General features: G+C 66.7%; 1 protein-coding gene. It reads left to right on the top strand.

Annotated elements, in window-relative coordinates:
• Positions 1-1,125 (top strand): IS30 family transposase (locus M2428_RS22205; protein ID WP_277528139.1); only part of this gene is annotated, 1,125 nt, incomplete at its 5' end.
• Between the last annotated feature and the right edge of the window lie 33 nt (positions 1,126-1,158).

Raw genomic sequence — 1,158 nt, 5'->3', positions numbered from 1 at the left:
ATGTCGATCCTGGGTGCCGCCCGGCGTGTCGGTGCATCGGGCGGCACCGGGACGAATTGGTGGGCCGAGTCTGGTCAGATGACGATAGTTATGGGTCCCGGCGGCGGTCTCGCGGATCCGGTTCCCGCCCGGGAAGGGCCGGGAGGGCGGGCCTTGAGCGCGGAGGAGCGGGGCATGATCCAGATGGGCCGTCGGAGCGGGCTCAGTTATGCCGGGATTGCCAAGGCGATCGGCCGCAACAAGTCCGTGGTCTGGCGTGAGGTGAACCGCAACACGGGCCCGGACGGGGAGTATTACGCCTCGGTGGCCCATGCGAGGGCCCACCAGGCCAGGCGCCGGCCCAAGCCGTTGAAACTCCTGCTGAACGAGCCGCTCTGCGGGCTGATCGGGGTGTGGATGGATGACGGGTGGAGCCCGAAACTGATCTCCTCGATGTTGGCGTTTCACTTCGGCGATGATCAGACTATGCAGGTGAGCCACGAGACGATCTACCAGGCGCTATACGTTCAAACCCGCGGAAGTCTGCGGGCGGACCTGGCGGAAAAGCTCAGCCTGAAACGGAGGAAGCGCTTGCCCCACAGCGCGGACCGGCACGCGAACAGCCCCTACAAGGAAGCGTTCAAGATCAGTGAGCGCCCCGCCGAGGCCCAAGACCGGGCGGTCCCCGGGCACTGGGAGGGGGACCTCATCATCGGCGCCGACGGGACAGCGATCGGCACTCTTGTCGAACGCTCGACCCGGTTCACGATCCTCCTCCACCTCTCCGGGAACCACGCCGCCGACACCGTTGCGGCCGCGATGATCCGGGAGATGGGCCAGCTCCCGGATCACCTGCGGCGGTCGATCACCTGGGACCGGGGCTCGGAACTCGCGGAGTATGCCCGGATCCAGACCGCCCTGGACACCACGCTCTACTTCTGCGACCCGCACTCGCCCTGGCAGCGCGGGTCCAACGAGAACACCAACCGGCTCCTCAGGTTCTGGTTCGAGAAAGGCTCTGACCTCTCCGTCCACACCCCCGAGGACCTTCGTCTGGTCGCCGCGAAACTCAACCGCCGGCCCAGGCCCACCCTCAACCTCGAAACCCCAGCCAGCCGGCTGAACCAGCTGCTGCACGCAGCCTAATCCCCGGCGTTGCTCCCACCAGTTGACTTTGGG

The sequence above is a fragment of the Arthrobacter sp. ES3-54 genome (assembly GCF_029504395.1).
Taxonomy (GTDB): Bacteria; Actinomycetota; Actinomycetes; order Actinomycetales; family Micrococcaceae; genus Arthrobacter.
This window is presented reverse-complemented; position numbering and strand designations above follow the sequence as displayed.